The 248-nt window shown below is 46.4% G+C and carries 1 protein-coding gene; it reads left to right on the forward strand.

Annotation, left to right across the window (positions count from 1 at the left end; translation table 11 throughout):
- Positions 1–248: protoglobin domain-containing protein (locus FN960_RS24600; protein ID WP_498034108.1), on the forward strand; the 248-nt coding region annotated here is incomplete at both ends.

The following is a 248-nucleotide window of genomic DNA, read 5'->3' on the forward strand; positions in this document are numbered from 1 at the left end:
CCCAGGTTGACGATGTCGAAAGGCTAATACAAATCCAGCATACCGTCGCGGAAGTGCATGCCCGCATAGGAATTCCGGTAGAAATTGTCGAGATGGGGTTTCGGGTGCTGAAAAAAATCCTCTATCCGGTAATCTTCTCTTCGGATTATTCCGCCGCAGAAAAACTTCAGGTCTATCATTTCTCGATTAACAGTATTGATATCGCGATGGAAGTGATGACCCGCGCGTTTACCTTTAGTGACAGTAGT

It is taken from the genome of Alkalicoccobacillus porphyridii, assembly GCF_007293315.1.
GTDB classification, from domain to species: Bacteria; Bacillota; Bacilli; order Bacillales; family Bacillaceae_D; genus Alkalicoccobacillus; species Alkalicoccobacillus porphyridii.